The 21014-nt window shown below is 51.6% G+C and carries 24 protein-coding genes; all 24 read right to left on the bottom strand.

Annotation, left to right across the window (positions count from 1 at the left end; translation table 11 throughout):
* Window positions 1-66: 66 nt before the first annotated feature.
* On the bottom strand, window positions 67-327 hold the full coding sequence (locus EDD73_RS06155; protein ID WP_131918904.1) for a hypothetical protein: 261 nt from the start codon (window positions 325-327) through the stop codon (window positions 67-69).
* On the bottom strand, window positions 324-1901 hold the full coding sequence (locus tag EDD73_RS06150; RefSeq protein WP_131918903.1) for a minor capsid protein: 1578 nt from the start codon (window positions 1899-1901) through the stop codon (window positions 324-326). Before EDD73_RS06150 ends, EDD73_RS06155 begins: the two co-directional genes overlap by 4 nt.
* Window positions 1901-3319: a phage portal protein gene (locus EDD73_RS06145; protein ID WP_131918902.1), complete on the bottom strand. Its 1419-nt coding sequence runs from the start codon at window positions 3317-3319 to the stop codon at window positions 1901-1903. Before EDD73_RS06145 ends, EDD73_RS06150 begins: the two co-directional genes overlap by 1 nt.
* Window positions 3320-3367: 48 nt before the next feature.
* Entirely contained in the window at window positions 3368-4624 is a 1257-nt protein-coding gene (locus EDD73_RS06140; RefSeq protein WP_131918901.1) for a PBSX family phage terminase large subunit, read from the bottom strand.
* Window positions 4611-5120 carry a terminase small subunit gene (locus EDD73_RS06135; RefSeq protein WP_131918900.1) on the bottom strand — a complete coding sequence of 170 codons (510 nt, stop codon included), beginning with the start codon at window positions 5118-5120 and terminating at the stop codon, window positions 4611-4613. Before EDD73_RS06135 ends, EDD73_RS06140 begins: the two co-directional genes overlap by 14 nt.
* 344 nt (window positions 5121-5464) lie before the next feature.
* Window positions 5465-5878: a sigma factor-like helix-turn-helix DNA-binding protein gene (locus EDD73_RS06130; RefSeq protein WP_131918899.1), complete on the bottom strand. Its 414-nt coding sequence runs from the start codon at window positions 5876-5878 to the stop codon at window positions 5465-5467.
* Window positions 5879-5882: 4 nt separating this feature from the next.
* The gene (locus EDD73_RS06125) at window positions 5883-7271 is read right to left on the bottom strand and encodes an SNF2-related protein (protein ID WP_131918898.1); all 1389 of its coding nucleotides are present in this window, start codon (window positions 7269-7271) and stop codon (window positions 5883-5885) included.
* Window positions 7268-7561, bottom strand: a complete 294-nt coding sequence (locus EDD73_RS06120) for a PDDEXK family nuclease (RefSeq protein ID WP_131918897.1) — start codon at window positions 7559-7561, stop codon at window positions 7268-7270. The genes EDD73_RS06125 and EDD73_RS06120 overlap by 4 nt, the downstream gene beginning before the upstream one ends.
* Window positions 7562-7862: 301 nt before the next feature.
* Complete coding sequence (locus EDD73_RS06115; RefSeq protein WP_131918896.1) at window positions 7863-10268, bottom strand: virulence-associated E family protein; 2406 nt, start codon at window positions 10266-10268, stop codon at window positions 7863-7865.
* 23 nt (window positions 10269-10291) lie between these two features.
* Window positions 10292-11191 carry a DUF3102 domain-containing protein gene (locus EDD73_RS06110; RefSeq protein ID WP_131918895.1) on the bottom strand — a complete coding sequence of 300 codons (900 nt, stop codon included), beginning with the start codon at window positions 11189-11191 and terminating at the stop codon, window positions 10292-10294.
* Window positions 11188-12720, bottom strand: coding sequence for a PcfJ domain-containing protein (locus EDD73_RS06105; RefSeq protein WP_131918894.1), 1533 nt, complete (start codon window positions 12718-12720; stop codon window positions 11188-11190). Before EDD73_RS06105 ends, EDD73_RS06110 begins: the two co-directional genes overlap by 4 nt.
* Before the next feature lie 6 nt (window positions 12721-12726).
* Window positions 12727-13113, bottom strand: coding sequence for a Cas9 inhibitor AcrIIA9 family protein (locus tag EDD73_RS06100; protein ID WP_131918893.1), 387 nt, complete (start codon window positions 13111-13113; stop codon window positions 12727-12729).
* A gap of 218 nt (window positions 13114-13331) precedes the next feature.
* Window positions 13332-13610 (bottom strand): anaerobic ribonucleoside-triphosphate reductase, encoded by a 279-nt coding sequence (gene nrdD, locus EDD73_RS06095; protein WP_243116813.1) that lies wholly within the window; start codon window positions 13608-13610, stop codon window positions 13332-13334.
* 12 nt (window positions 13611-13622) lie between these two features.
* Window positions 13623-15623, bottom strand: a complete 2001-nt coding sequence (locus EDD73_RS06090) for a DNA polymerase (RefSeq protein WP_131918935.1) — start codon at window positions 15621-15623, stop codon at window positions 13623-13625.
* 71 nt (window positions 15624-15694) lie between these two features.
* The gene (locus EDD73_RS06085; protein ID WP_341467347.1) at window positions 15695-16537 is read right to left on the bottom strand and encodes a DUF2815 family protein; all 843 of its coding nucleotides are present in this window, start codon (window positions 16535-16537) and stop codon (window positions 15695-15697) included.
* Window positions 16530-16886, bottom strand: coding sequence for a MerR family transcriptional regulator (locus EDD73_RS06080; protein ID WP_131918892.1), 357 nt, complete (start codon window positions 16884-16886; stop codon window positions 16530-16532). The genes EDD73_RS06085 and EDD73_RS06080 overlap by 8 nt, the downstream gene beginning before the upstream one ends.
* Window positions 16887-16899: 13 nt before the next feature.
* On the bottom strand, window positions 16900-18075 hold the full coding sequence (locus tag EDD73_RS06075) for a DUF2800 domain-containing protein (protein ID WP_131918891.1): 1176 nt from the start codon (window positions 18073-18075) through the stop codon (window positions 16900-16902).
* Window positions 18072-18674, bottom strand: coding sequence for a hypothetical protein (locus EDD73_RS06070; RefSeq protein WP_131918890.1), 603 nt, complete (start codon window positions 18672-18674; stop codon window positions 18072-18074). The genes EDD73_RS06075 and EDD73_RS06070 overlap by 4 nt, the downstream gene beginning before the upstream one ends.
* Window positions 18675-18829: 155 nt before the next feature.
* Window positions 18830-19162 (bottom strand): hypothetical protein, encoded by a 333-nt coding sequence (locus EDD73_RS06065; RefSeq protein ID WP_131918889.1) that lies wholly within the window; start codon window positions 19160-19162, stop codon window positions 18830-18832.
* 71 nt (window positions 19163-19233) lie between these two features.
* Window positions 19234-19437 carry a hypothetical protein gene (locus EDD73_RS06060; protein WP_131918888.1) on the bottom strand — a complete coding sequence of 68 codons (204 nt, stop codon included), beginning with the start codon at window positions 19435-19437 and terminating at the stop codon, window positions 19234-19236.
* A 96-nt stretch (window positions 19438-19533) separates the two neighbouring features.
* Window positions 19534-19710: a hypothetical protein gene (locus EDD73_RS14825; RefSeq protein WP_165876349.1), complete on the bottom strand. Its 177-nt coding sequence runs from the start codon at window positions 19708-19710 to the stop codon at window positions 19534-19536.
* 275 nt (window positions 19711-19985) lie between these two features.
* Window positions 19986-20444: a 3D domain-containing protein gene (locus tag EDD73_RS15215; RefSeq protein WP_243116812.1), complete on the bottom strand. Its 459-nt coding sequence runs from the start codon at window positions 20442-20444 to the stop codon at window positions 19986-19988.
* Window positions 20445-20467: 23 nt separating this feature from the next.
* Window positions 20468-20746 (bottom strand): hypothetical protein, encoded by a 279-nt coding sequence (locus tag EDD73_RS06050; protein ID WP_131918887.1) that lies wholly within the window; start codon window positions 20744-20746, stop codon window positions 20468-20470.
* 27 nt (window positions 20747-20773) lie between these two features.
* Entirely contained in the window at window positions 20774-20974 is a 201-nt protein-coding gene (locus EDD73_RS06045; RefSeq protein WP_131918886.1) for a hypothetical protein, read from the bottom strand.
* Window positions 20975-21014 lie beyond the last annotated feature (40 nt).

The raw sequence follows: 21014 nt of genomic DNA, 5'->3' as shown, positions 1-21014 counted from the left end.
TGTTCTTTTACGCCGACAGTACCGAAACGGCGGAAAAAGAAAAACACCCTCGTTTCGAGAGTGCTTTTATACCCCGTATTTTTGCCTAATCTCAATCCACTTCATAGTTTCCTCGCGACTTAGTTTATCATGTTCCTTTGCATTTGCATCCAATGCCCCATTTGAATTATTGAGCAAGGCTATTGTTTTAATCGTATACGGATAATTCATGTCATTAATTTCATCAACAAGCTTTTCATATTGCTCTTCTTTTAGTTTTGAGCGATGACATTCAAGGGCTTTGGCAATCATTTGTCTATTTTCTTGTTTGGTTGGCGGTTTAATCATGTTAACGGCTCCCTTTTGTAAAATAAACCATCCACCAAAAGAACAAACTCTTCCATGGTTAAATGTTTATCATCATAACCGTCTTCCAAGTCCCAAATTGTTGTCTTCGACCTAAAATCATAATTGGCTTGAATTAATAGGCTCCCTACCTCGCCCGGCGTAAGCATAATTTCTTTTTCTCTTTTAAGCGTGTACCTATATTTTGAGTCCACTGCTCGTAACTCCAATAACGAACACGCAAAAAATTTAATTATATCATCACGGCTAAAAGAGCCACCAGGATCACCATACGGCGATGGATGATTGTGGGTCACTCGGCTGTTTCGAAGATTTGTTATTCCAATCGCGTCAATTTGCACATTGCCTTCTGTGCCAATCGAGTGATAAACCTCCCCCTTCTCCGTAATGGCGTATGCGTGCTCAATCGGTTCGTTTCGAATACGGTCTTCGTACTCTATGAGCTTTTTATCCACCTCCGCCAATTGAAGCCGCTCGATAGGTTTAAGATCCAAACGATTGCCAGCAGGTGACGTTTCGCCTTTACCTGTTCCCCCTGTGTGTTTATCATACCATGCTTTATACGTCATGTCTCCCGGGACATAGTACACATTGTCCTCGTCATCCCGGGCGATTCGTTCCCCTGCATCGATCTCATCGTCAAAGTACGGCACCACTGTTGTCCGGCAGCGCACATGAAAAGGCGGGTAGTTTACGTTGACCTCGGCCTCGTTCAAATTGAACACCTTGCCGTCCATCGACCGGCAGATCTCGCTGGTACGCTTATCAAGCGTAGCCAAGACCTCATACTTCTGCACAACCTTGCTGGCCTTGTAACCGGCCATCGTGGCCTGGTTGGCGAAGAAAGAGCTTTCCGTCTGGACTAAGCGTGCAGCGTTGGTGCGGGAGACGTTCATTCGCTCCGTCATATCGCTGATGGTTCGATCAATGCTATCGCCACGAATGAACGACTGTGTAAGTTTCGTCTGCAACTCCCGAACCAGCCGATCCCGGTCATCCCATATCCGCTTGCTATAGTTAGCACCGGCGAACTCGGTTTTCAGGACGGTCTTCAAACCCTGTTGGTCGATGGATGCAAACGATACGCCCAAGCCGATGCCTTTTTGAATCTCGTAGATGGTCCGGTAGTATGTATCTTCGTAAATGCCGCCTAAGAGCGCCTGTGCGCCTTTCTGACGGCTTTCCGTGAGCATCTCGACCTGTTGCCTTATCTGAGTTTGCAACGCCTCTAAACGGCTTACACGCGTCCGGTAATAGGTGTTGTTGAGATCTCGGGTCCAGCGGCCGTCCTGATTATTCTTCGCCTTGGCAATGAACTCTTCCAGCGTCATCTTAAACTCGGTCAACTCTTTGCCACCAAGCTTCTTCCGGGCTTCTGCCAAACTGATCTCGTTATTGTCGGCGTAGCGCTGGTAAAAGACTTCAATGTTGCGCCGGATCTCCTGGATGGCTCGCTGGTATTCCTTGTTCAGTTCCCCAACGTACTGATCGGCCTTATCAAATTGACGTTGGGCGAGCTGCTCACTCCGCTTTTGCCAGTATTCTGCTGATGGCATTACGCATCCACTCCGCCGGCCGTGTTCCCGTTCCCGTTGACGTCACCCATACCGGAATAGGCTTGCATCTCTTCCAGGTCCGCAGTGCGCTGCTTCTCCAATCGCTTCTGTTCTTCTTCGGGGTCCGTCACCCAAGGATGATTCGAGATAATGGTTTCATCAGAGATCACACCGGTGCTGTTCTTGGCATTGGTGATCGCTTCAGTTTCGTTGATGAGGATATCCCGGTTGAACAGGAAGTCGATGGACTCAGTGGCAAAGTCGCCGGCGCCGGTGTTGGCCAGGTGATTATCGACAAACCAACGCAACTGCTCAAGGCTTGCCTGGAACTCGGTCTCCAGGATGTTGGCGTCCATATCCAGGTCCGAATACAAAAAGCGCAGTGCGATACCGGATGGACTGTTGCCGAACTTATCGCTTTGGGTATCCACGCCCCGACCGCACTCATACAGGTCTTTTCTCAATGCTTCCAGGTGCGCTTTAAGGGCATCCGTGTTGATGTCAAGGCTGAGCGTATCGAGGCCGCCGTCCTCAGTCACTTTCACGGCCCGATAGACGGAGAGGTTTCTTCGGAATTCGCCCAGATCCGTCCCATCGTAGTTCTTGATGATGTAAATGCCATTGGGTAGATCGGCGAGGTTGTTGCTGTGGTCCGATGTTTGCAGGTCATAGTCATCAACCAGGGACTGGACGAACTTGATCAGCGGCAGTTCCTCGTCGTTGTACCGGAAGCAGATAAAGGGCACCCGTTCCCAGTTGTACGGCGTCTCCTTGCCCGTTGAGTCAGTCACGGTGAAGTGGCTGCCGTCACCCTCATCATCCGGTACTAACGCTGTGGCATTATTGGGCATGACATACCGCTTGACTCCGGAAGTGTCCCAGTATTCCACCTTGGTAACAATCTTCTTGACGGTGCCCTCGTAGGTCTCCACATCGTACATGCGGATCACACCGTCCAATTGCGTCCGTTCGGCATCACGCCAAAGGGGAATCACCTCTTCGGCCGGGATGCGCTTGAACGAGAGCTTGCCGCTTTCGTCGTAAAACACCTGAATCCAGGCACGGCCCTTGTTAATAGCCTCTTTGCCAAGGTTCTTCAGCAGCCGGTGAAAGCCCTTATCCATGACCACGCGCCACTGATCCGCGTAGGCCTGGTTTTCTGTTTGCACCGTCAGCGGCTTGGACAGCAGGTATCCGACCTTTTGGTCTACGAGCTTCCGGTAGAGGGTGTGGACGAGTTTTCGGTTGGCAAGGTTGGTGTCTTCCACCAACGCGCCGTTCTCGCCGATAACCAGCCGCCGGCGTTGCAGGATGTCGTGGTCACCGGTGTAATAGCGCTGGCCGGTTACCATCAGCCGCAGTTCCGGCGATACCTTCCACTCGTCAATCTCCAGCTTGATGATCTGTTCCATGGTCATGGCCGAGCCAGCTTGTAGGATTGCGGTGATATTCAGTGGTCTCACCTCCTAGTCAAACGAAATTCCTGACCGCTTCATGTCATTCTCAAAAGCATACCGAGTGGCGTCGATCGTGTGGTTATCCTTATCCTCCAGCTTGGCTTTCGGATTACCATCGGCATCGGTCTGGTAGTCAATGTTCTCAAACTCCCGGGCGATGTTCGGCGTGCGCTGCGGATCGATCACAATCTCTTCGAGATCATCCAGCCACTTTTCCCCGTACTCCACACTGCCCGGTCCCTTGCGGGCGCCCTTAATGCGGATATGGTACTGGAGCTTCAGTTCATCAACCGACTTGGGCTCAGCACTGTCCGCAATCGACTGCTGCGTGTCATAACCCTTGGCCTTGATCTGCTCCGCCGCTTCCCGGTTAGAAAGCTTCACGGCATAAATCTCATCCAGCGCGTAGATCTTCCGTCGGGTCTTGTCGTAATGCCAGCGGACAAAAGCGAACGGGTCCACGCCATAGCCCCAGTCAACGCCCTGGCGGATATTATCGAACCGCTTGATCTCCTCGTCGGTGATTCTCCGGAAGACCAGATTGTCGAAGGGCACCACGCCGCTGCCGATGGCCTTGCCAAGATACTCCCACTCGTACTTCTGTGGGCTCTTGGCTTTTACGTCCTCCGCTTCTTCAACGAAGGCTTTGGAGATATGGGGGTTGTCCAGATAGGTCGAGTGATGGACAAAGGTGTTGACCGGGACGAACTGGGTCTCATACTTCTTGTTCACCCAGCTTTGTTTTCGCTTCGGCGGGTTGTAGGAGTAGTAAAAGGCATAAAAAAGACCATCGGGCAACTCGGCACGCAACACGGAATTTTCGATGGTGGAGACTTCGTCTTCAGTTTTGAACTCGGCCAATTCCTCAATCCACATGATCGCAATGGGGAACTTGGCCATTTTGATGGACTTGATCTTGTTGGCGTCATCGGCACCACGGAAGATTATCTTGTTCCCTCGTGGCTTGTAGATGAGCTGTAAGGGGTTTTTCACGACTCGCCAATACTCGCCTACCCCGAGTATCTCGATGGCCTCTTTAAGCTGCTCAAAGACCGACTCAGCCAGCGTGTTGGCCACGCGGCGAATACATACGGCCGTCACAGGATAGCGCATCATGTCGGTGATCAAGCGAATGCCGATATGCGTGGACTTCGCCGATCCGCGGCCGCCCTTCAGGACGTGGCGAAGATACCGGCGGGAGTTGGCCGCTTTCCAGAACGTCTGAAAGTGCGGGGTAACGATACGGGATAGCCTAACCTTCTGCATCTCCGTCACCGCCGATGTCGTCGATGATCTGGACGCCAACAGCACCTTCGACTTGTTGCCGGTCTACCCACATGCCGTAGCGCTTGCCAAGGAGCTCCAGCGCTTTTTGTTTGTCAGCGAATTTAATTTCACGCTCCACCGCATTGCCGTCGGGCGTCGGGATCGTCTTCACCTTGACGCCAATGATGGCCGCTGTGTCATCGTCCGTGGCCGTTGGTAGTAACGTAGCATCGTCAAAGTTGATAACGCCCGCGGCATTCACAAAAGCAATCCGTGCTAACTCGCGAATGACGCGCTCTTGGTTGACGCCAGTTCGCCGGGACAACTCAGCCATGCGTTCATCTATGCGCGCGCGGACACTAACATTTGCCAACAATCTACTTCCTTGCTCATTAGCTGTCTTTACGCTGTAACCTGCTCGAATGGCCGCTTGGGTAGCGTTAAGGTCGATCAAGTACTCTTCGACAAACCGGGCTTGCTTATCGGTTAGTGCCACTTCACATCACCTGCCTCTGCTGACGCTTTATAAAAACTCAATGCCGTTTTGATGCAGTCTCACGTTCAAGTGTGACACATCAATCTCTTGGCCGCTTGGCTTCAAGAATATCCTTGACCATCGCCCGGTTCGTTGTTCTTTGACGGCCACACCCCAAGAGAATTCGTGGACTTCCCATCGGTGCAATGCAACTACACCCATATACTCACCTATTTCAAATTCCCAAGCGCTTGAGAATTTGCCCTACACCCGACCAACTGAAAAACAAAAGCCCCGCATCAATGCAGGGCTTTACTTGCTACCATAATATCACATAAAAGTGTCTCAAAAAGTATCATTGTGTATCATTTAGTATCATTTTCGGCTAACAGCTTCAAAGCATTGCTGTGTATCCGGTGCACATGCGGCCAACTGCACTCCATGTCCGCAGCGATCTGTTTCCAGGTCATCAGGTCTATGTACCTTATGCGGATTAGATATTGCTCTCTTGAAGGTAAAACGGCGATGGCCTTTTCGATGGCTACTGTGTCCGTATGCAAGCTTTGTATTTTGCTCTGTAATTCAGCTTCAATGCTCACATATTCTGCTACCGCATTGCCTACTCGGTCTGATGCGCCTCCCGAAGCTCGGCGCTCTTGGTCTTTGCTGGTCTGTGACGTCTGTCGTTCCGCTACGGTCTTCAACTCTCCGATTCGGCGCTCAAGCCGATGAATGTTCTTCCGTAGCCAGTAATATTCTTGGAGTTGCTGTTTAGTCACGGTCTCACTCCTTGGCTCGCTCGATTCTTGCTTTTAATGCTGTTAATAACCGATTCTGCGTGTTGCTCTTGTCAGCCAGTGCCTCCATCACATCCTCATCCACGCCTCCCTCGACGATCAAGTGGTGAATGATGACCTTTTCGGTTTGTCCAGGCCTGTCCAATCGCTTATTAGCCTGCTGGTACAATTCCAGTGACCAGGGAAGCCCGAACCAGATGGCGTGATTGCCTCCAAACTGGAGGTTCAGCCCGTGGCCGCCGCTGGCCGGATGCAGCAAGCCGATATCAATCTTTTTGTCGTTCCAGTCATCGATGTCTTTCGTAGTCTTAATCTCCCGGACGTGCAATCCTGTTTTACTCAGTGCCTGCTTGATCCTTGCGACGTCATGCTGAAACGAATAAAAGACCAATGCCGGTTTCCCGTTCAGCGTTTCTACCAGTTCCATGAACGCCTCGACCTTGCAGTGATGAATCTCCACGGTATTGCGGTTTTCGTCGTACACCGCGCCATTGCACAGTTGCAAAAGTTTGTTGGTCAGTACGGCGGCAGATCCGGCGTCAATCGTTGTCCCGTCCACTTGAAGCAGCATCTCTTTTTCCAGCTTGCTGTAGGCCGCTTTTGCTTTTGTATCCAGGATGACCGGCACGGTCACTGGTAAGGCTCCCGGTAAGTCCAGATAATCGGCAGCGTTCATGCTGATACAGATGTCGCTGATCTTCTCGTAAATCTGTTCCTCCGCACCGGGCTTGGGTGCGTACGAAAAAACGTGGTCTCGGTCCCGTTGGTCCGGTTCAAAAAATCGTTCCCGGAATCCCCCGTACACCTTGCCCAGCCGCTTGCCAGCGTCCACCAGGTACATCTGCGCCCACAAGTCAAGAAGGCTTTTCGGTGTGGGTGTACCGGTCAATCCAACAAACCGGCTTACGTGCTTACGAATCCAGGTCATGGCCTTAAACCGTTTCGCCATGTGATTTTTATACCGGCTGATTTCGTCGATGACCACCATATCGAACGGCCAGGCATTCCGGTAGTAATCAACGATCCACTGTGTGTTTTCGTGGTTGATGACGTAGATATCGCCAGGGGTGTTCAGCGCCCGTATCCGTTGCTTCTCGGTACCCAGTACTTTGATCACCCGAAGCAATTTCAGATGTTCCCATGTGCTTTGCTCCCGGGCCCACGTGTCATCGGCCACCTTCTTGGGTGCTAACACTAAGCATTTCGAAATGGCGAACCGGTTAAACTTCAAGTCGTTGACAACGGTTTGTGTAATCACGGTTTTGCCTAAGCCCATATCCAGTAGCAGCATCATTTCAGCGCCGGCCAATAGTCGGTTAATGCAGTAGCTTTGATACGGTCTTGGCACAAACTTTTTTGGCGCCCGAACTGTCACTGCTCATCATCCCTTTGTAAATCCGACAGCAGGTCATCAACCTTTGCCTTGCTGTCAATATCCGTCCATACCTTGTGCCCTAGTTGCCGAATCCGGTTCTGCTGCTTTTGCTGTAGTACCGTCGATTTTTTGCCCGGCGATTTTAATTCCACAAACGCTATCCGGCCGCCGGGTAACAGTACGATTCTGTCTGGCACCCCATTGTTGCCGGGACTGACAAACTTATACGCAATGCCGCCCATCGCTTTGGCCCGATCGCGCAGGTAGGCTTCTGTTGATTTTTCACTCACGGTGGTCATTCCTTTCTTCTTGCGAACAGCCTCTGTCTACCTTGTCACCCTCGCGCACGTACGTGTATACACGATCAGGCGTGTCAGGCGTATATACTACTGTCTATCTATCTATTTATATATTTATATATATTTAAGGTGAACAAAGTGAACAACATAATAGGAAGCTTTGATTTATGCGGTTTTACGCGTTCACCTTGCCTGTTCACTTTATAGTTTTTCACGGTGAACAAGGTGAACAAAGGAAAAAACTAGTAAGTGAACAAAACGGGTGAAAGTGGACAATCAAAGTGAACAGTTTTCAAGCTTTAACATACCCGCCCTTCACCCGTCCGTACGGCCCGAAGCGATACGCATCGCTACATTTTTTCCACCCCGGCAACTTATCCAGCACTGCATTGATGCTTAAGGTTTCACTCCGTTTCATGTGCTTCACTTCACCGCCCAAGCATTCACACCAGATTTCCATCGCGCAAATCCGATCGCGGTCCTTCACGTTCACCGCGTCTACTCGGCCAAACTCACCGGACCAGTACAGTTTTCTTTCCGCGATCGTTCGCTTCTCCCATCCGTCCGGAACGCGGCGCTCCACAAATTCTTGAATCATGCCCTCCCGCGGATCCGTCTCTGCATGATTTTCTTGCTGCCGTTTCGCCTCTTTTTCAAGCTCTCCCGATAAAAACAGGGGCTCACCCAGCCGCCAATACGTCACGGCTTCCGCCCATAGCTGGTCAATCTCCCCATCTAAATCCGTGAATACGTTCTTCACGGGTGCCGTAACACCCACGTCCACAGGCCAAAAGCGTCGGCCACCGGTCGAATCACGCAGGTAATCATCACGATTGGACGTCCCGAAAAAAACGCATCGCCTTGGGTGTTTATCTGTTTTCTTAGCGTAGGCGGCCCGGTACTGGTCATCACAGCGGCTTAGGAACCCCTTGATCACCTGCAAATCCGAACGATTGTAGGCACTCATTTCACCGACTTCCACGATCCACACGTTCTGCAGCAGCTCCGCTGCTTCTTTGCCCTCAAACGATTCAATGCTGTTGGAGAACCAATCCCTGCCCAACTTTTGAATTAATGTTGTTTTCCCTAGGCCTTGGGCACCCGTCAGAACCGGCATCGTGTCGTACTTGACGCCTGGATTCATGGCCCGGGCGACGGCGGCCACGTGGGACTTACGGGTCACGGCGCGTATGTAGGCGGTATCCGCGGCCCCCAGATAGTCGATATAAAGCGTGTCCAGGCGCTTAATGCCGTCCCAAGCTAGCGATGCCAGGTAATCCACTACCGGGTTAATTCGGTTCTGTGCGGCGCACTGGATCAAGGCATCGCTAATGATTTCCTTCGAACGGAACCCTAGGATTTTTTCGATGTAGATACGTAACCCCGCGTCGTCATCGTCCGTCCAGCGGAAGATTGACTGTTCCGCGTCTCTCGGTGCCCACGGCAACGGCCCGGCGCCCATGATGGAGTTGGCGAACGTATCCATGTAGATCCGCTTCCGGATAAGCGGGTCATGCTCCAGCAAGATCAGCACGTTCTGACTGTTTTTGATCGGATTACCCGTAGTAGCTGACTTCGCCAGCTTGGCCATCCAGTTGACGTTATCATCCGGCGCCGATGCAAACTCTTGGGTTGCCTTCGCATACCGCTCTTGATTTAAGAGTGTGGACACGTTGGGGTCGCTGACGGCCAATTGGCACATCGCGACGTATGATGGTAGTTTATTCGCCGGCGTATCCGGTTTAGATTCATCGTCTTTCTCGCCAAACAGGTGCAGTCGGACCATATCAAAGGCGTTGACTAACTTGCCTCCGGCGGGATCGGTGGCGTGGTGGCTGTATAAGAACTGTCCGTTATCGTAAATGATTGCCCCGCCTGTGGTGCTGCCGCCAATGTAGGTGTACCGGCCTGACTGGTCATCGCAGGCCACATATTCCCCAGGCAGAAACTTGTCCATGGCTGCATACACGTCATAGGTCTTGCAGAATGCACCCACAACACCGTTCTTCTCGGTAGGGTTGCCTTGCTTGGCCGCCAATCTTACGTGGGCTTGCGGTGTGCCGGGTACCTGCGGCCATTCATTCACATCCCGCCAATTGCGGTAGAGCGTTAACAGCCCGTCAGCATCAAGGAACGGCTTATCCCCATAGGTGTAGACGTAAACGCTGTCTGCGCTGCAACTCGGCCAGTACATGAGCCGTGACGCTTCGAACGTAGACGGGTCACAGAGTTCCATGCCGATCAGGCTGGCCAACTTTCTTGCTGCCGGTTCATACTCGTCTGCCGTTGCGGTTCGATTCGTCGGAATGAGCACACGAAGCCTTGGTTTCGCTTCTTCGTGTTTGCGTGTGGAATAGACCGCGTATGCACAGCCCAGGCCGTCCAGGCGACGCAGGACATCCTGCGTTCCGCCTGGTGGGATATTATCAAGGTCCAACGAGATCACATCGCGGCCGGTAACGTTGGAGGCTTTCCGGCGATGCCCGGCTAAGGCACCGCCGACAAACCCGCCCACGTCCTTTAGGTCATCTTGCTGTGTCTTGGGCAAACGTAAATATTCGCTTAGCGTTTCCGTCCCGCGAACAGGTACTTTTAAGCGCTCCACAAGCTCGGACCATTGGAGCGTCTGTGCCGGCCAGGATAAGGCTTTGCGACTCCCGGCTGCCGATATGGTTATCTGTCTATCATGAAGGAGCACTTTGATCACTCCTGTTTTCAGCGTTACAACGCCTGCGACATCTTGTTGATTAAGCCGGCTACGGCGTTCTTATACCGTTCATGCGACGCAGGATCGGTCTCTTTGATTTCGGCCAGGGCACCCAGTAAGCCCTTAAATCCACTGACAAGGCCCTCAAATTGTAGCTTGTACTTTGTAACGGCAGCGCCCTGTCGTAGTTCCTGAAGCTCTTTTTCCACGGCTTCCGGTACTTTCTCAACAACGGCTGATACCTCGAGGGGCTTTTCCATGAGTTCCTGTTCAAGGGATTTGATACGTGCAGTGGTTGATTGAAGCTCTTGATTCTTGGCCGCTATTTCCCGTTGTAAACGATCAACTTCATCGCTGTTGCCCGATTTCTTTGCTTCTTTAAGCTGCTCTTTCAGCTTTTTCGCTTCTTCGTAGTGCTTCGTGTTGGCCTTTTCCAGCCGATCATAACTCTCTGAGACAGTCTTCAACGCGCTTCGTTCCGATTCAAGCTCTTTCTGTGCTTGTTCGAGCATCTGTTCGAGCTGCTGTTTTTCCTTTAGAAGCTTGTTCAATTCCCGGGTTGACTTGCCTTTCACATTGTTCTCAGTGACAAACTGTTCCCGTTCTTCGCTCGGTAACGCCAGCAGGGCTACCGCTTGCGTATAGCTCAAATTCTCAAGCGCTTGGGAATTTGATCGGGTAAGCATTGGCGCGTATTCCTCAGAGATGCGCATTAAATTATTGGCTGTGCTTTGTGAATAATCGACATTGCTTTCCAACCACTTACCCCACTCGCCATGAGGTACCAAGCTCTTGACCTCGTGCAGCCGTTTGCCAATCTCGACGCTGTTGACCAGGATTGTTCGCCGAGTTTCGTGTTTGATGAGATTGATCTCGGCAGCAATCAGTTCCGGTGTTCTCGCCAGTTCACTCATGCCACTTTACCCTCCCGTTCTTTGGGCTTTAACTTCTGCTTGGTGAATTCGGCCATGAAGGCTTGCACATCCTCCGTTGGGTTGCAGTTCTTCGCCCCATGGACCTGGCGTACGTGCCCATCTGTGATTTCAACCGTGAAGTATGGCTTGTCCGGTTCTTCGATGCGTCGAATCACCAAGATATCCGTTTTGCCTTCGGCATACCGATTGCCGTAGGTGCCTACGCAGTGATGGAGTGTCTTTCCTTCGGCGATTAGTTCTTCGGTGCTCTCCACTGGCCGAATCATCAGGCCCCCAAACTCGAAGCAGTACCGATTCAAACTTTTTAGCCGATCACGGATCTGTTGATTCAACTTTTCATCCGCTTTTATCTTTACTTGCTTTATGGTGTTTTGGTGAGCTTGATACAAGTTACGTGGGAATACCACACTTTCATCACTAAGGTCCATTTGCATGATTTCACAATCATTCAGATAGTCCCTCCATGTAGTCAGCGCACCGGATACAGTCACAAAATGATTTTTATGCTTTTGATTTTTCAGGTAGTTGCTGATTCTTCGCAAATGTGCATATTTATTTAGTTTTTCAAGTGTTCCTATGCTATAGTTAAAATCTTTGCAAAATGCCATTGCTTCTTCCAACGAAAAATTAGACCTGTCTTTCAATGACATTTGAAGTATTTTAAGCAGTTCAAAATCCAACGTAATGTTTTTGCGCTTTATCTCATTTAGTTCTTTCTTGGTAATTCTAAGCACATCAAACAGCGTTTTTCCTTGCCAGTTGATGGTTTTATAATTTCGTTCACCTGCTAACTTCCCACCTACAATATTGTCAAATCCAAGCTTCACGAGATACTCAACACACGGGTATCTTGCATATAAGCCAAAAAACGCCACCATGTCGCTATCACGACGATAATCGTATTGATCCCATCCTGACCAAGCAAACGGAGTGTCTTGTACCGCCTGCTTAATACTTTCATGCGAAACAAACTCCCGCGCTTTTTTCATGAGCACGCCCATCGAGTATGTCGTGGCACATGGCGTCCATTCTCCAACGTATACAAATCCTTCCGCCATGGATTGATACGCGATCCGCCGCCACATATAGCTGCCTTCCCTCGGGATAAACAGGTACATAGCCACAAGTTCAAAATGCGTTTTGACGTTTCGGTAGCTAAACCGGTAATCTCTGACGGCGTAGATTCCCGTGGCCACAATGGCTTTAGGGTCAATGACCGACTTTGCGTAGTAGACAAAATACACTTCATCGACCATTTTGTTTCGCCCCCGAGCGGCCGACTTAACGTAACATAGGCTATTACATTTCTCGCAATGTGCTTGCTTGCCAACATTCAGCCCTTGTGTTTCAAACATCCCGTTGCAGTGCGTGCAGTAGCAATGCTGTCTTTTACCGCGCCGTGTGACGAAGAGATAGCGGCTATGCAGGAGTGCAACGTTCTCGGCATATTCGATCATCTCGTCACTAAGTGATTGGGGTATGTGTACTTTTAGATCTTCAAAATCCATAGCCCATCACCTCAGTAAATCATCGAGATTGACATCGAAGTCGACTGCTGCCGGCTTGGCCTTGGGCATCGGTTGCGGCTGTGGCGCCGGTACCGGCTGGCTTATCGGCGTTGCAGTCGGCACCACCCCATCGATGCCGAAATAGCTCAGCACGATACCAAACCCCTCGGCATCGGTCAGGACGGCACAACTGCCCACTTTCTTTTTCTCAGCTTCTTTTCGCATGGCATCCAGGCTCTTAATGATGGTCTTGTCAGCGGCCATAATACGTTCGGCAGCCGCAGGATTTGTTTCAAGGTACTGATGCAGGAAAGTGCCAATCACTTGCACATAGGGGTGATTGCTGTTTTTCTGCATCTCTGATTGTATTTTTTTGATGGCATCATGAAGCATCTTCTTTATTCCTCCTTGGCATTTTCACTCATCACGTTACAGTAGAGGCACGCCAAACTCGCGGGATTAGGATGGTCTTTGTTTTCGCCCCGCGCATGTGGGCAGTCTTGGCATTTTTTCATTCGCGCCAATCCCCCGCTCTTTTTATTAGCGGCCAAAGCCCTTACCTTGGCCGCCACCTTCTTATCTGGGCCAACTCACATCCAATTGCTTCGATGCTAACAATCGCAATGCGCGACTCGATGCTCCAGTTCAGCCTTTTTCGCGCCGTTGAAATTGTCCACTTTGCTTAAGTAGCCGGTTATCCGGCGAATCCGCTCAATGGGCGTTTCGCCTTTGACCTGCCACGCCAATCCTTGCTCATCCGTCCAAATAATCACCGAATGAGCTTGATAGACCTTGATATCGCCACTCTCGATTCCTTGTCGCACATCGTCATAGATCATGATGCGTTGTTCGTTCGTTAGCGCAGTTCCGTCGATAGTCTTAAGTTTCATTGCACCATCCTCCTAATCTTTTTTATAGAAGCTCGTTTCAAAGCCATCGGCCTTCAATACCAGGCCTGGTGCCCATTCGATGGGTTGCCCCATGATACCGCATACTTCATCCAGGTTTGCGCGTTCTGCTGGCACGTCCAGAACAACCTCATCATGGATGTGCATCGCGGTTTTATACCCAGCGTAGTGCAACCGGATCAAACTCTCTGCGAGACAGTCACGCGCAATGGCTTGCACCACGTTTTCCACAAGTTTTCCGCCATATGTGGATATCCGATCCCACTTTTTCGTTTTCTGGTTGATGCCGTGGTAGTGTAGCGCCTCTTTTCCAAAGTCGTTTTCGTGAAGGAACGGCCGGGTATAAAACAACTTGCGGCGACTTGGCAGGGTGATGGTAAAGAAGTCCTGCCCGTTTTGATAGTCGCCCTCTCGGGCCAGGAGCATCCCCTTCACCCCAACCGGCTGACCGGTCCGCATGACCTCCAGGGCCGCATTCTCCAGCGAAAACCACAGGTCAACGATACGCCGGTTCGTCGCTCGCCACCGCTTAACGATGTCCGGTAATTCTTCTTCAGTGAGCCCCATAGTCAAGGCTCCCATAGATATCAGCGCGACAGGTCCACCTTGATAGCCAAGAGCCAGCTCTGCCACTTTTCCTTTCTGGCGCAGTTCGTATTCCGGGTTCCCTTTTGTGATCAACTCGATGGCCACGCCGAACATCTGTGAAGCGCTGGCCTCGTAGATCTTTCCATGCGTTGCGAAGACTTCAAGGCGCCATTGTTCGCCGGCGAGCCAAGCGATAATCCGCGCTTCGATCGCTGCGAAGTCGGCCACAAGGAACACGTGACCGGGTGCCGGGACGAAAGCCGTTCGAATGAGTTGTGACAACGTATCAGGTATGTTTCCGTAAATCAGTTTCAGCGCGTCTACTTTTCCGGCTTTCACGCAATCTCTAGCATGGGTTAACGTCTTCATGTAATTGCGGGGTAAGTTCTGAACCTGCACCATCCTGCTCGACCACCGACCCGTTCGGTTGGCCCCATAGAATTGGAGTAATCCACGGATCCGACCATCCTCACATGCGGCCTCTTTCATGACCACGTATTTCTTGGTAGATGTCTTTGACAGCTCTTGTCTGATTTCCAACATCCGCTTTGCCGCCCCATCGTCTGTGTTATTGAGCATGGACTTGACCGTCTCTTTTTTTAGGTTGGCAACCTCTTCCCCCAACTCCATGGTCAGCCATTTGGTTAATTGTTTTACGGATTTCGGGTTGTCCAATCCGGACAACCGCACGGCCTCACCCATCAGCTCGGCCGTTATGATTTCGTCACACTGCAAGGCTCCGTCCACCAGGCTCATATCGACAGCTACACCGAAGGCGTTGATTTGCTGGTCGATTACCCACAGATGTTGCTCCCTCTCGGGTATGGGAAAAGCGGACAGTCGCTTTTCGATCTCCATTTCGGTCACAACGTCCTGTTTGCAGTAGGACCTGAATAACTGCCACTTTTCAGGCTCGTGATGCGGCATGGTTCGGTTAGGAAGTGGGTCCTGCGGGAATAACGCAGTAGTTTGTGTTTTCGGCTTCGCCTTCTTTGGCACGCAGAACGTTCGAATTAGTGCAGAACCAATACTCATTTTCCTCTTGTCCTCTGGCAATCCGAGCGCCACGGCCGTAGCCGCCAGCCCGGCAGTGTAGCCGCAGTACAATCCATGCAGCATTGTGCATCGCCATTGAGGCAACGGTGAATAGTAAAACTTGTTGATGCAGTACCATTCAAAGCTGGCGTTATACGCATGTTTGATGACGTTCGGATCGGCCAGCGCAAAAACAACCTCTTGGGGTAATCGCTCCCCCTGCGCCAGATCTACAAGTTGGACGTCTCCAAAATCCCAGCTATACGCAAAAAGTAGAATTTCAAAGTCCGGACTTTGCACATATTTGTAAAGACCTGCTTTTGTTATATCAACACTGGAAAACGTCTCTATGTCGATGCTTAAATGCTTCACCGCGCCCACAAGACCACCTCGTTCTGTTAAAAAAGGGGCTCAATCGAGCCCCCTTTTTGCTTGTCTTAGACTTAGAACGGCAGCGTATCTACCCCGTACACACCACCCGGTACAACGGGCGCTCCCGTAATCGGGTCAATCTGCTGCTGTGCCGTTTGTTGTTGTGGTGCCGGCGGCGCTGCCTGCGGGTACTGCGGAGGGGCATAGCCTTGGGGTGCGGGAGGTTGATATTGCGGCTGGCCGTAACCTTGTGGCGCTTGTGGATAGGCGGGTTGTTGGGGATACGCTGGCGCAGCGGGTTGCGGTGGTTGTTGCGGGAAGCCCCATGCCGGTTGCTGCGGTGGTGTTCCGAATTCGCCAAAGTCGGAGGATGCAGACGTCCGGCCGCTCAGCGGATCTCCATCACGTAGCTTTTGGATGTTGCCGAGTCCGCACCCAACGCCTTTTTTACCGTTTTGGTTGTACGGGAAGAATCTCACGGACACACGGCCATAGATACCGGAATACACTTCGGACTGATTCAGGATGGGCTGAACATATGCGTCGACCACCTGCGGCTGCTCCTTGCTCGATGCAGTAAACACCCAGTGTCCTTTGCACTCGTCACCGAACGGCATACCGTCCGATGGGCGGGCACCGTCACCGTCGTGAACTGGAATAGCGATCACCGGAGGCCGTACACCGTTCCATTTACTGCTTACGCCTTCTTGGATGGCCGCTTGAACGGCAGCGTCGATCTTCTGTTTCGTCGCAACATCCGTCTTAGGCACCAGAATTGTTACGCTAAACTTTGGCTCTTGGTTGGGTTGTTTGGCATAGGGTTTGAACGCATGGACATAGGACAACCGAACTTCGCCGGTAATAACACGCAGTACATCTTGATTTACCATTTTCGCATTACCTCTTTCACTCAAAATCATTTATCTCTTTGGTTTTATCCCAATACGCCGAGAATGCTTTATCAACCAACTTAACGGGATCACCGTTAAAAAAAGTTATCTCTTCGTTGGTACCAGTCAGTGCGTTCATGCGTATTTGAGCAACTTTCTCTGGGGTAAAACTAACGCCGGGGAATGGATTGCCGTGAAGCAATGCCCATGAAGCATAAGCATGAGCAACTGCTTCTCTTGGGTACGCGACGTCTCGACCGTTAATGGGTGTCGATGCGGGGATTAGCCCCCACTTTTCCCAGTTGCTCAACGTAGCCCGACTGATTCGTATTCCCTTTGCTTTCAGTTTCTCGATAACTTCATGGGGCTTCATCCAGTCCAACTCCTTAGCTAAAGTCCTCAGCGGCATTGGATTTAAGAGTGACCGCTGACCGTTTATCACTCACAGGGGCCAACGCAGGTTTTCCGGGTGGCGTATTGACGTAACCATTTAGCAGTTCCTTAAACTTGGCTTTACCCAACAGGTCTTCGACACCTTTGACACTCAAAGGTTTGCGTTCGTACAACATGGCTTCGTCATATCCAGCCTGTTTCACAGTCGCAAAAGCGGCATCTATATCTACAAAAGCTCGATGGCCTCGTCCCTCAACCGCTTTCCATCCGGGGATCTCGTTGCCTTTGAGGCATTCGGCTAATGCGTATTCTTTAAGATCTTCCGCCCATTTGGCCAAGTCCTGTGCTTTGGCAAGTATGGCGCCCACTTCATCATTGGTGATTAGTGGCGGCATCTTCTTCTCAAAACCATCAAGCTGTAAGTTATACTCGGCCCTCGCTCGGCATTGCGCTTTAGCCCGGCAGAATTTGCAGTGGCTACCAGGTATATATTCGCCCTCTCCGGCAAACGCTTTAGCCGCAATCGGTTTGATGCTTTCTCCCCAGGCCAGCAAGTCCGCGACACTGATCTCCCACTCACCGATGCTGTCCCGTCTGGGCTGGACAATCGCAATCTTCACGGTTTCGATTGGGTACAGAAATCCATAGGCCCCTAGCGCGCCCAGTGCGTAGAGCATCATTTGGGTGTTTTGTTGAGCGCTGACCGGAACACCTGTGCCGTATTTCAGGTCAATCACGTGCATCACATTACCCCCGATGATGATGCAATCGCTTGTGCCAAAGCCTTCAGGTACATAAGCGCTGTAATCGATACGTTTTTCAACGGCCACGTATGGAGGCTGGACGAAGCTATGGACGATGCCTGAAATGTAGTCCACATAGGTGTCGGTATGTTTAAGCATTTCAGACTGGTATAGGGGATTCTCCTGGAGCTTTTTGAGCCGGTTCGAAAAGGTGCGCGGCCCTATCGGCTCAACGAATTTCTTTCGCAGTTTTAATTCTGCGATCTCGTGGGCTAAACTGCCCTCGGCAGCGAACGTGCTGGTGCTGTCCGGGAATTGCTGCTCCAGCCTGGCCGAAGGCGTACAGTGCAGCCATCGATGGCTACTGCTGGCCGATAGGAGAGCGTGGGCAGGTTGCGAGGCAACTGTAGTTGGAGCAGATGTCATATCTTCGCCCCCAATGTCCGTAATGCGGTTGCAAACTCGCCATACCGCTCCTTAGGAAGTTGGGTTAGCGCTTGCACACCAAATCGATTGAGCAGCGATATGAGCTCCGGTTGCCGTCCTGCATCAACCAGTTGGGTACCGGCCACGGCAAGATGATCCATGGTGTATGACGGTGTTGATGTTGGTACCGGTGCTGGTTGCGGCATAGATGTCGGATGAGCCATAGGCGCCGATTGCGATGCTGCTTGCGGCGTTTGCATTGGTGCTTGCGGTATTGGTACCTGTGCCGGCGCTGGAGACGCTACAGGGGCAACGGGAGCGGATTGCACAGGTGCCGTTGCGACAAGTTGCATAGGTTGCGTAGTTGCCGGGAAAGGTATCTCCAAGCCTACGCCCATTCCCATTTCAACCGGTGAAGATGCTGGGGCTTGGGCTACTTGTGTCGGCCAACCGGCAGGTGGTTGTACAGTTTTGGTTGCCGCTGTTTGCGCTTGCGCTGGCGAGGGGAGTGTACCTGGTTGACCGATTGCATTGGCCAGAGCTTGAATGGCGGCAGCTAGCGCAGGAGCATCAATATTGACGTTAACTTGGATTTGCAAGATTGGTTCCTCCTCATTTTTTTTGTAGCCGGTACAGCCCGGAGGACAGTACCAGGACTCTACGATTTGTTCTGCTATGCCCGTGTCTAGGGCTTTGCGAAGGAGCTGGTCGAAGGCATCGATAAAAGCGGGTTGGTCTTTGACTTTTGACGGCATTACCATCGTCCGCCCTGCGCCCACCTAGGCGATCCACAAGCGCAATTACCGTTTTCGTGGTCACATTCTTCGTCGCACCCGCACTCTTTTGGCTGGCGCCCCTCCGTGATTACGTTGCCTTCGACGGTCATTGACACAGGTTTGTCTTCTTCGCAGGCAATGCCGATGCTGTCGAAAAAATGCTCCTGGAAGCACTTCTTGCAATCTCTTGCATCGCAAGGGATGCTTTTATCAATGAATTCTTCCACGCAATAACACTTGGTCAACACACCGAGAAACTCGTCCAGCTTCTCTGCCAACATCGCCGGGTCTTTGACCACATAACTACTCATAAACCCCACTCTTTCTGTGTTATACTTGACTCGCATATGTTTTTCTTTTGGCCGCTTTCGAGCGGTCTTTTTTATTCCGTGATTTCCGACTTAATCGCATCAGTCGCTTCGGCTACATCTTGCGCTACGTTGCCGATGCCTTGGGCAATCACTGCAATCGCGCACCGTCCTTGCTCTGGCATGTACCAGGCGCAAGCGTCATAACACAAAGTGATTACTCTTGCATCCTGATGAGCAATGGCGCTCGACATCATAAATGGGCAGTATTTATCCACTCTCCTCACCTCCCTTCACCGAAGCTACCTAGCCACAGCACAATCCAGCGGATCAAACGCAAGCGCACCACCTCCGGTACCAGGCATAAATACCTGCTATTCGTCCGTCGGCTCGTGCGCCAACGCTTTCCATCGCGCTTTTCGCTTGATCATTTGGCGGCGGTACCAGCGCAGTTCGCGATCCGCTTTCTTTTGACGCCACCACTCTTTGAGACTTGCGGCCAGATGGCTTGCTAGGCTTTCGCCGCTTTTTGTTGCCCACAATACGATCACACCTCAATTCCACGTGGAATATCACTTTACCGATACACCGCTGACCGGACATGGGAGAAGTTTTTACAAACACAAAGCACCTTGCGTCTGGAATTTGTAAAGGGTTGATACTCGTGTGGATGCTCCCTTTTCACGAAACAGGAGTTTGCCTCCGGGTTTTCAGTGTTGCGCTCGCTTTTGTTGCAAGCGCGAATCGATGAACAAATTGCACAGATGCAGGGCATCGGCTCGCCTTTGCTGATTGTCGCCTTGAAATTAGCTGCTTTAATCACTTTTCATTCCTCCACATATTTAACAGTCACCGGCTCCATCCGCCGCCCAAACTCAAGCGCCTCTCGGCGGCTCGCCACCAACAGGTCAATGTCGCCATCATCAATCGCCCCGCCGCGGTCCTCTACCTCGTACCTCACGCCGCCAATCTCCACCGTTGCCCCCATTGGCACCGCTGGCCCTGCCGCCACCGTGCGCCCTACGGTTGCCCTCTCGCCGGATGCCGTGATGCCATGCCCGGTCATCCCATGATCCCGGTTCGTGTAAGCCGTAACGGTCATCAATTCCGCAGTATTGTGGTAGTCACCCGGCAGCTTGTCCGTTTCACTGACAAACTCCGGTACCGTCGCCCCGAACTGCACCACGACACCATTCGGCAGCGTGCAACTTGCCGGTTTCGGTGGTTCAAACACCGTCCGATACTCCATCGTTGCCGGCGTCGGCATCAGCAGTGTCGTTGCCACGCCGGCAACCGCAAAAATCCGCTTTATACAACCACCTCCCCGAATAACCCCATCTGTCCCGGCACATCCCGCAAATACTCCGTCATCGCCAGGTCCATTTCTTCCCCGTCATCTTCCATAAGCACCGGTGGGTCAACATCAATATCCACTGATACCGAAACATGATAGGAAACTTGCACTTTTGCACCGCACTTTTCGCATGTTTCAATAACTTCATAGTCGCCTTCATCATCCGCTTCCATCTCGTTGCGATGATTGCACTTCGGGCATTTCCACGAGAAACACTCGCTGGCAAAATACATAGGTCCTTCACCCCTTTGGCACCCTTATCAATGATTGTAGTCGTATCGGTCACCCGGTAACTTGTCCAACTCCGATCTGTCCGTGATTGATGCCCCGAACTGCACCTGTACGCCATTGGGCAGTGTACAACTTGCCGCCACCGGTGGACCGGTAACAACGACGATGGACTCCCAACTCAACGGCGTCGGCGTAAGCAGCGCTGCCGCCATACCTGTAACCGCAATCATTCGTCTGATGCCATCACCACCTTCCGCTTTTTATTTACAA

This window comes from Heliophilum fasciatum, assembly GCF_004341395.1.
In the GTDB taxonomy this organism is placed as follows: domain Bacteria; phylum Bacillota; class Desulfitobacteriia; order Heliobacteriales; family Heliobacteriaceae; genus Heliophilum; species Heliophilum fasciatum.
The sequence above is the reverse complement of the archived record's forward strand: the minus strand, read 5'-3'. Positions and strand labels throughout refer to the sequence as shown.

Excerpts from the sequence above, each read along its gene's own strand:
- EDD73_RS06140 (WP_131918901.1), bottom strand. The coding sequence starts at position 4,624 with ATGCAGAAGGTTAGGCTATCCCGTATCGTTACCCCGCACTTTCAGACG.
- nrdD (WP_243116813.1), bottom strand. The coding sequence starts at position 13,610 with ATGAAACTTAAGACTATCGACGGAACTGCGCTAACGAACGAACAACGC.
- EDD73_RS06105 (WP_131918894.1), bottom strand. The coding sequence starts at position 12,720 with ATGGATTTTGAAGATCTAAAAGTACACATACCCCAATCACTTAGTGAC.
- EDD73_RS06145 (WP_131918902.1), bottom strand. The coding sequence starts at position 3,319 with ATGACCATGGAACAGATCATCAAGCTGGAGATTGACGAGTGGAAGGTA.
- EDD73_RS06045 (WP_131918886.1), bottom strand. The coding sequence starts at position 20,974 with ATGATTGCGGTTACAGGTATGGCGGCAGCGCTGCTTACGCCGACGCCG.
- EDD73_RS06100 (WP_131918893.1), bottom strand. The coding sequence starts at position 13,113 with ATGCTTCATGATGCCATCAAAAAAATACAATCAGAGATGCAGAAAAAC.
- EDD73_RS06110 (WP_131918895.1), bottom strand. The coding sequence starts at position 11,191 with ATGAGTGAACTGGCGAGAACACCGGAACTGATTGCTGCCGAGATCAAT.
- EDD73_RS06075 (WP_131918891.1), bottom strand. The coding sequence starts at position 18,075 with ATGACATCTGCTCCAACTACAGTTGCCTCGCAACCTGCCCACGCTCTC.
- EDD73_RS06150 (WP_131918903.1), bottom strand. The coding sequence starts at position 1,901 with ATGCCATCAGCAGAATACTGGCAAAAGCGGAGTGAGCAGCTCGCCCAA.
- EDD73_RS06080 (WP_131918892.1), bottom strand. The coding sequence starts at position 16,886 with ATGAAGCCCCATGAAGTTATCGAGAAACTGAAAGCAAAGGGAATACGA.
- EDD73_RS06050 (WP_131918887.1), bottom strand. The coding sequence starts at position 20,746 with ATGTATTTTGCCAGCGAGTGTTTCTCGTGGAAATGCCCGAAGTGCAAT.
- EDD73_RS06065 (WP_131918889.1), bottom strand. The coding sequence starts at position 19,162 with ATGAGTAGTTATGTGGTCAAAGACCCGGCGATGTTGGCAGAGAAGCTG.
- EDD73_RS06155 (WP_131918904.1), bottom strand. The coding sequence starts at position 327 with ATGATTAAACCGCCAACCAAACAAGAAAATAGACAAATGATTGCCAAA.